Annotated in this window: 7 protein-coding genes; 3 read left to right on the top strand and 4 right to left on the bottom strand. The window is 63.9% G+C overall.

The annotated features are described in order from the left end of the window. Nucleotides 1-47: 47 nt before the first annotated feature. Nucleotides 48-1,472, bottom strand: coding sequence for a PLP-dependent aminotransferase family protein (locus tag ACLEJU_RS25020; protein ID WP_435425571.1), 1,425 nt, complete (start codon nucleotides 1,470-1,472; stop codon nucleotides 48-50). A 325-nt stretch (nucleotides 1,473-1,797) separates the two neighbouring features. On the opposite strand from ACLEJU_RS25020, the gene ACLEJU_RS25015 reads away from it, so the two are divergent. Next, complete coding sequence (locus ACLEJU_RS25015; RefSeq protein WP_435425572.1) at nucleotides 1,798-3,210, top strand: amino acid permease; 1,413 nt, start codon at nucleotides 1,798-1,800, stop codon at nucleotides 3,208-3,210. Between the two features lie 3 nt (nucleotides 3,211-3,213). Here the strand turns inward: ACLEJU_RS25015 and ACLEJU_RS25010 are convergent, their stop codons facing one another. Continuing rightward, complete coding sequence (locus ACLEJU_RS25010; RefSeq protein WP_435425577.1) at nucleotides 3,214-3,393, bottom strand: hypothetical protein; 180 nt, start codon at nucleotides 3,391-3,393, stop codon at nucleotides 3,214-3,216. A gap of 97 nt (nucleotides 3,394-3,490) precedes the next feature. Between ACLEJU_RS25010 and tam the strand changes: the two genes are divergently transcribed. Continuing rightward, a complete protein-coding gene (gene tam, locus ACLEJU_RS25005; RefSeq protein WP_435425573.1) occupies nucleotides 3,491-4,267 on the top strand; it encodes a trans-aconitate 2-methyltransferase in 777 nt (258 codons plus the stop codon). Here tam and ACLEJU_RS25000 read toward each other — a convergent pair. Both ACLEJU_RS25000 and ACLEJU_RS24995 read right to left on the bottom strand, forming a co-directional pair. Beyond that, on the bottom strand, nucleotides 4,264-4,629 hold the full coding sequence (locus ACLEJU_RS25000; RefSeq protein ID WP_435425574.1) for a DUF2784 domain-containing protein: 366 nt from the start codon (nucleotides 4,627-4,629) through the stop codon (nucleotides 4,264-4,266). The genes tam and ACLEJU_RS25000 overlap by 4 nt on opposite strands. Nucleotides 4,630-4,786: 157 nt before the next feature. Beyond that, the gene (locus ACLEJU_RS24995; protein WP_435425575.1) at nucleotides 4,787-5,656 is read right to left on the bottom strand and encodes a LysR substrate-binding domain-containing protein; all 870 of its coding nucleotides are present in this window, start codon (nucleotides 5,654-5,656) and stop codon (nucleotides 4,787-4,789) included. A gap of 243 nt (nucleotides 5,657-5,899) precedes the next feature. Here ACLEJU_RS24995 and ACLEJU_RS24990 point away from each other — a divergent pair, with 243 nt between their 5' ends. Continuing rightward, complete coding sequence (locus ACLEJU_RS24990) at nucleotides 5,900-7,216, top strand: MFS transporter (protein WP_435425576.1); 1,317 nt, start codon at nucleotides 5,900-5,902, stop codon at nucleotides 7,214-7,216. The last annotated feature ends 26 nt before the right edge of the window (nucleotides 7,217-7,242 follow it).

Genomic DNA, 7,242 nt, shown 5'->3' with positions numbered 1-7,242 from the left:
TCTTTCAGGTGCTGAAGGTGCCGGACACTCCGGCCACACCTCAATCCTTAAATCCCACCCCGCCGCACATGCTTCACCAGCACCTTCTCCAGCAACTCCCACATCGCCGGGTCGGTACTGAACGCCACATTGAAGCGCATCCATCCAGTCGCCTTGGCATCGACCATGAACAATTGCCCAGGCCCAAGCATGATGCCTTTCTCCAGCGCATCATCCAGCAACGCCGCGCTATCCGGAATCGCCGGATGGCGGGTCCAGATGTACATCCCTTCATCCGACTCGATGAACAGTTCAAAGCCCAATCGATGCAAATGCCGGCCAACTTCCTGATGCGCCTCGGCCAGGCGCTGGCGCAGGCGCTTGAGGTGCTTGCGCCAGCGTCCGTCGATGATCGCGGCATACACCACCCGCTCCATCACCTGCGAGGTGGTCAGCCCCGAGCGCATCTTCAGGTGCAGCAGCTTCTGCATCAGTTCCGGGCTGGCCAGCAGGTAGCCGACCCGCACGTTGGGTGAGATGCTCTTCGAGTAGCTGCCCACGTACACCACCTGCTGCAGGTGGTCGAGGCTGGCCAGGCATGGCTGCGGTTCGGCGACCATGTCGGCGTACAGGTTGTTTTCCACCAGCCGGAAGCCGTGCTGACTAGCCAGCTGCAGCAGGCGGTGCAGTTGCGGCAGCGGGGTGCGTGAGCAGGTCGGGCTGTGCAGGTGCGGCTGGGTGAAGAAGGTGGTCGGGCGGTGGTGGGCCAGCAGTTGCTCGAGGTGATTGAGGTCATAACCGTTCGGCGTGCGCGGTACGCCGATCAGCGTTGCGCCCTGGGTGCGCAGGATGCTCATCAGGTTGGGGTAACCCGGGTCGTCCACCAGCACCACGTCACCCGGGCGTACCAAGGTGCGCACGGCCAGGTCCAGTGCCTGGCTGGCGCCGTGGGTCAGCATCAGCTGCGCCGGGTTGCAGACAATCGACAGCTCCTGCTGCAGGTTCTGCGCGGTCAGCGCGCGCAGCTCCGGCAGGCCCATCGGGTCGCCGTAGCCAGACAGCTCCAGCGGGCTGCCGGCGACCTGGCGCAGGCCGCGGCGCAAGCCTTCTTCGTACATCCAGTCGTTGGGCAACCAGCCGCAGCCGGGCTTGTAAGGCAGTTGGCGGGTTTCGAAGATCTGTTGCAGGTACCACTCGGAATTGAACGTCGGGCGGCCGCTTTCGGCCTCGCTGTTCTGGCTTTCAAGCAGCTCGTTCGCCGCACGATTGACGAAGAACCCCGCATTGCCCTTGCTCACCAGCAGCCCCTGGGCGACCAGGCGGTCGTACGCCTCGACCACGGTGAAGGTGCTTACCGAATAGCTTGCCGCGAAGGCGCGGATCGACGGCACCTTGGCGCCCGGCTTGAGGGTCTGGTTGTCGATCAGCTCGCGCAGGCCGTCGATGATCTGGTTGACCAACGGCGTGGAAGAGTCTGGATGTAATTCGAACATTCGGGGCCTTCAAGAGTGCGGAACGCCAGGCGCAGCGGGGTGTATTGCATCGGCGGCCTGTACAGTGCAGTGCGAGATTCATGCCACTGTGCATGGCTCTCTACGTCGGACATTTTTACATTAGGTGTCAGATATCGCCACATAAAGCATGTTCAGTTCGCCCCAGGTGCCAACCCTGGGGCGCGTCAGCAGGCCGCCACGGAAGGCCTGCGTGTGTTTGCGCACACCATCCTGCCCGCATTAGCACTGATGTACAGGTGAAACCGAGAGCCATCGGGGTTTCACAGTTTTCCTTGGATAAAAAGAAGCACGGGGTACACAACTGATGGACGCAACATCCACAACCACCACCGCGAAAAGCGGGCACGAGAGCAAGCTCAGTGCCTCGCTCAAGTCGCGCCACCTGACGATGATGTCGATCGCCGGGGTTATCGGCGGCGCCTTGTTCGTCGGTTCCGGCAGCGTGATCCACAGCGCCGGCCCGGCCGCAGTGCTGGCCTACCTGGCCGGCGGCATTCTGGTGGTCCTGATCATGCGCATGCTGGGTGAAATGGCGACCTCTTCGCCGGACACCGGCTCGTTCTCCACCTACGCCGACCGCGCGATCGGCCGCTGGGCCGGTTTCACCATCGGCTGGCTGTACTGGTGGTACTGGGTCATCCTGATGGCCTGGGAAGCCTATGTGGCGGGCAAGATCCTGCATGGCTTCTTCCCCGACGTGAGCGTCAACGTGTTCGTGCTGGCCACGACCCTGCTGCTGATCACCGTCAACTTCTTCAACGTCAAGCACTACGGTGAGTTCGAATTCTGGTTCGCGCTGATCAAGGTGGTGGCGATCGTCTGCTTCCTGATCGTGTGCGGCGCTGCCGTGATGAACATCTGGCAGTTTGGTGAAGTGCGCGGCATGACCCATCTGACCGCCGAAGGCTTCATGCCCAACGGCATCACCACGGTCATTGGTGCGTTGCTGGGTGTGATGTTCGCTTTCCTCGGCGCTGAAATCGTCACCATCGCCGCGTCCGAAGCCAAGGACCCGGCCACCCAGATCGTCAAGGCCACCAACTCGGTGGTATGGCGTGTGTGCCTGTTCTACGTCGGCTCGATCTTCCTGATCGTCTGCCTGGTCCCGTGGAACGACCCGCAACTGGGCGTTTCCGGCTATGGCGCCTACCGCCGTACCCTGGAGCTGCTGGGCGTGCCGCACGCCGAGCTGCTGATGAACTTCGTGGTACTGACCTCGGTGAGCAGCTGCCTGATCTCGGGCCACTACACCGCTTCGCGCATGCTGTTCTCCCTGGCCCAGCGTGGCGACGCGCCGTCGTTCTTCAAGATCACCCGTGCCGGCACCGGCGTACCGGTGTACGCGATCATCGGCTCCTGCGCCGTGGCCGTGGTCTGCGCGCTGATCAACTTCAGCGAGACCCTGCGCCCGAAAGACGTGCTGGAAACCCTGATGAACACCACTGGCATGATCGCCCTGCTGGTGTACCTGGTGATCGCCTTCTCGCAGCTGCGCATGCGCCGCAAGCTGATTGCCGAAGGCAAGGAAGTGCGCCTGCAGATGTGGCTGTTCCCGTGGCTGACCTACCTGGTGATCGGCTTCATCATCGCCGCCCTGGTGACCATGGCCTTCATGCCTGACTACCAGATCCTGGTGATCTCCACCGGCATCGCCGCGGCTGTCGTGGTGGCCATGGGCGTGGTGCACCAGATCCGCTCTGGCAAGCAGCAGCACTAAGCGTCATTCGTTGTTGGAAACGGCCGGCTCCCTTGGGGACCCGGCCGTTTCGCGTTGTTGGGGCGGGTGTTTTTCCTCGGGCATGTGAAACCGCTGGTTCATCCATGGCGAACCCAGCAGGGCGGCGGCGGCGATCAGGGCCAGGATGGCAAGGGCCAGGGATAGCTTCATCGGCATGCGCATGTAGGGACTGACCTGAAGCATAGGCTGACAGTTCAGGTTCATGGGAAACGGTACATGGCTTATGCTCAAGCCACTGCCCGCCAGAAAGGAGCCTTCCATGGCCTGGTCCGCCACCCAGTATTCCCTCTTCGAAGATGAACGCACCCGCGCCGTGCGCGACTTGCTGGCCGCCGTGCCACCGCGGCCGGTGCGCCATGCCACCGACCTGGGCTGTGGCCCGGGCAACTCCACCGAAGTGCTGCTGCAGCACTGCAAAGATGCCCAGGTGACTGCGCTGGACAGCGACAAGGACATGATCGACAAAGCCCGAGAGCGCAAGCGCCTGCACATTCCGCGGGTGCGCTGCGAGATCGCCGACATCAGCGACTGGTCCGCCCCCGAACCGCAGGACCTGATCCTGGCCAATGCCTCGCTGCAATGGGTGCCCGACCACGGCTCGCTGTATCCGCACCTGGTGCGCCAGCTGAGTGAGGGTGGCAGCCTGGCCGTGCAGACCCCGGACAACCTCGATGAACCGGCACATCGGCAGTTGCGAGAAATCGCCAGCCAGGGCCCGTGGGCGGACAAGTTCGCCGACTTCCAGCTGCCACCGCGGCACAATGCGGCCTTCTACTATGACCTGCTCACGCCGTTGTGCGCGCGGGTGGACGTGTGGCGCACCACCTATCACCACCCGTTGGCGGGTGGTGCCGAGGCAGTGGTGGAATGGTTCAAGGGCTCGGCGCTACGGCCTTATCTGGCCAGGCTGGACGAGCAGGAGCAGGCGGACTTCCTGCAGATGTACCTGCAGGCCATGCAGCGGGACTACCCGCCAGCCACAGACGGCAAGGTGCTGCTGCCGTTTCCGCGGCTGTTTGTCGTCGCCACCCGCTAAGTGCGACGCCAGCGCCAGATGACGCAGGCGTAGATGGCCAGGTTCAGCACCAGCACGACGCCGCCCAGCAGCAGCTGGATCTGCGGCGTCAGCCCGGCGGGGTAGATCAATGGCCAGATGTAGTGCTCGACGAAGCCGCCGTGGTAGCCGGCGTCACCGGCGGCCAAGCGCATGCGGTTTTCCCAGTCGGTGAGCGGGCATTGCAGGTGCAGGCCTTCCACCGCCAGGCCCCAGGCCAGGGCGGGGAGGTGCAGGAGCAGGGCGGGGCGCCACTTGAGCACCAGCAGGCCCCCGAACAGGACCAGCAGGATGAAGGCCAGGTGCAGCAGGACCAGGGCGTCGGCGGCCAGGCGGAAAAGCATGGAGGGTGGGCCTGGAATTGAGGTATTCCCAGCATAGTTGTAATGCCTGTGGTGGCCTCTTCGCGGCTAAAGCCGTTCCCACAGGTACTGCACAGATTTCGCAAGCGGTGGGATACCTGTGGGCGCGGCTTTAGCCGCGAAGAGGCCGGTACAGGCGCTACAACTCTTCCTGAACCATCTGCAGGAAAGTCGACACCACCCGTCGGCTTCTTTGCTCGCTGAGGCACACCAGTGTCTCGGTCAGATGCCGCTGACAATCGACGATCGGCAAGGCACACACCCGCGCATCCGCACCAAACTCGGCCGCCGACACCACCCCCACGCCAATCCCCACCACCACCGCCTCGCGCGCCGCCTCGCGGCCTTCCACCTGGATCGCCGGGCGAATCCGCAAGCCAGCGCGCTGCATCTCTTCCTCCAGCGTCTGCCGCGTCACCGACCCCGGCTCGCGCAGTACCAGTGGGGTGTCGTCCAGGTCCGCCAGGCTGATCGAGCTAAGGCTGGCCCACGGGTGGTTGTGCGAGACGAACGCGACCATCGGGTCGCGGCGCAGCGGCACGCAGTACAGCCGCTCGTCATCGACATCGCGCCCGAGCAGCGCCAGGTCGGCCTGGTAGCTGAACAGCCTTGCCAGCGACTCATCGGTATTGCCGGTCTCGACCTTGACCTGAATACCCGGGTAGCGCTGGCAGAAGCGCGCTATCTGCGGCAGCACGTGCACGGGCGCATCCACCGCCAGCACCAGGCTGCCGGTATGCAGGGCGCGTGAGTCCTGCAGCAGGTCATGAGCTTCGGCCTCGCAGGCGAACAGGCGCTGGCTGATGCCCAGCAGGCGCTCGCCCAGGTCGGTCAGCTGCACCGAGCGCTTGTTGCGCTGGAACAGCAGCACGCCGAAGCGCTCCTCGAGTTTGCGCACCTGGTCGGACACCGCCGGCTGGGTCAGAAACAGTTTTTCCGCCGCGCGGGTGAAGCTGCCGTGCACGGCCACTGCATGGAAGGCCTTGAGTTGAGCGTGGGATACCGACATGCTGACTCCAGTAACAAGCTGAGCTTATGTGTGAAATACGATAAATCGATTTTCTTTATCAGTCAGCAACTGTTTCCATACGTTTCAACCCGAGGCCGTCGCCACAAGCAGCGGCCGGGCCATGGCCCGCACACGGTGCCATCTGACCAGATGACGAGCCTTCGTCATGCAGTGCGCAACACAACAACAAGACAGGCGTTTTTTAACAATCTGCCGGCACACTTGAGCAAGAGGTCAGAGTCAATGAATCAATCACTAGCCGCGTTGAAACGCTGGCGCATCCAGATTTTTGCTATCACCTGGCTGGCTTACGCCGCCTTCTACTTCACCCGCAAAGCCTTCTCGGTGGCCAAGCTCGGCATCGCTGAAGACCCGACGTTCATGCTCGACAAGGCCGCCATGGCCAACCTCGACGCCATCTACCTGGCCGCCTATGCCGTGGGCCAGTTCACCTGGGGCATGCTCGCCGACCGCTTTGGCCCGCGTGTGGTGGTACTGGGCGGGCTGCTGATTTCGGCAGCAGCCGCAGTGGTGATGGGCAGTTACGCGACTTTCCCGATCTTCGCCACCTGCATGCTGATCCAGGGCCTGGCGCAATCCACCGGCTGGGCCGGCCTGTGCAAGAACATCGGCAGTTTCTTCCCGGCCTCGCAGCGCGGGCGGGTACTGGGGCTGTGGAGTTCGTGCTACGCCTTTGGCGGCCTGGTCGCTTCGCCGTTCGCCGGCTGGTGGGCCTATACCCTGGTCGGCACCTGGCATGCGGCGTTCTTCTCCAGTGCCGCAGTGGTGGCCGGCGTCGCCGTGCTGTTCTTCTTCCTGCAGCGCAACAAGCCGGAAGACGTCGGCCTGGCAGCGGTCGAACCGGAGCCGCAGAGCATGGCCCCGGCCGGCAACCTGTGCAGCGTCTGGGCGCCACTACGCGAAATCCTGCGCAACCGCACGGTGCTGACCCTGGGCATGGCGTACTTCCTGTTGAAACCGGCGCGCTACGCCATCCTGCTGTGGGGCCCGGTGATCGTCTTCGAGCAGATGCCGTCGGTGGGCAAGGTTGGCGCGGCGATCATCCCGACTGCCTTCGAACTGGCCGGGCTGCTGGGCCCGATCATCATCGGTCTGGCCTCGGACAAGCTGTTCGGTGCCCGGCGCATGCCGGCCTGCGTGATCAGCCTGGTGCTGCTGACCGTGACCCTGGCAGCGTTCATGGGGGCCATGCACAGCGGCAGTATCGTGCTGGTAGTCGCCTTGCTGTTCGTCATGGGCCTGACCCTGTACGGGCCGGACTCGATGATCAGCGGCGCGGCGGCCATCGACTTCGGCACGGCCAAGGCCGGCGCCACCGCGGCAGGCTTCGTCAATGGCTGCGGCTCGGTGGGGGCGGTGCTCGGCGGCCTGTTGCCGGGCTACTTCGACAGCGTCACGGTGTTCATCGTGTTTGCCGGCTGCGCGTTGTTCTCCGCACTGGTGCTGCTGCCGCACTGGAACAGCCGCCCCGCCACTGCGCCCCAGGCCGAGGACGTGGCACCCAACACCAGCATGGCGATCAAGCCCCTGCGTAGCTGAAGGAAAGGCCCAAGGCTGAGATTACT

It is taken from the genome of Pseudomonas sp. SMN11 (genome assembly GCF_052041945.1).
Classification (GTDB): domain Bacteria; phylum Pseudomonadota; class Gammaproteobacteria; order Pseudomonadales; family Pseudomonadaceae; genus Aquipseudomonas.
Note: the sequence above shows the minus strand (reverse complement) of the source record. Positions and strands in the feature narration are given on the sequence as shown.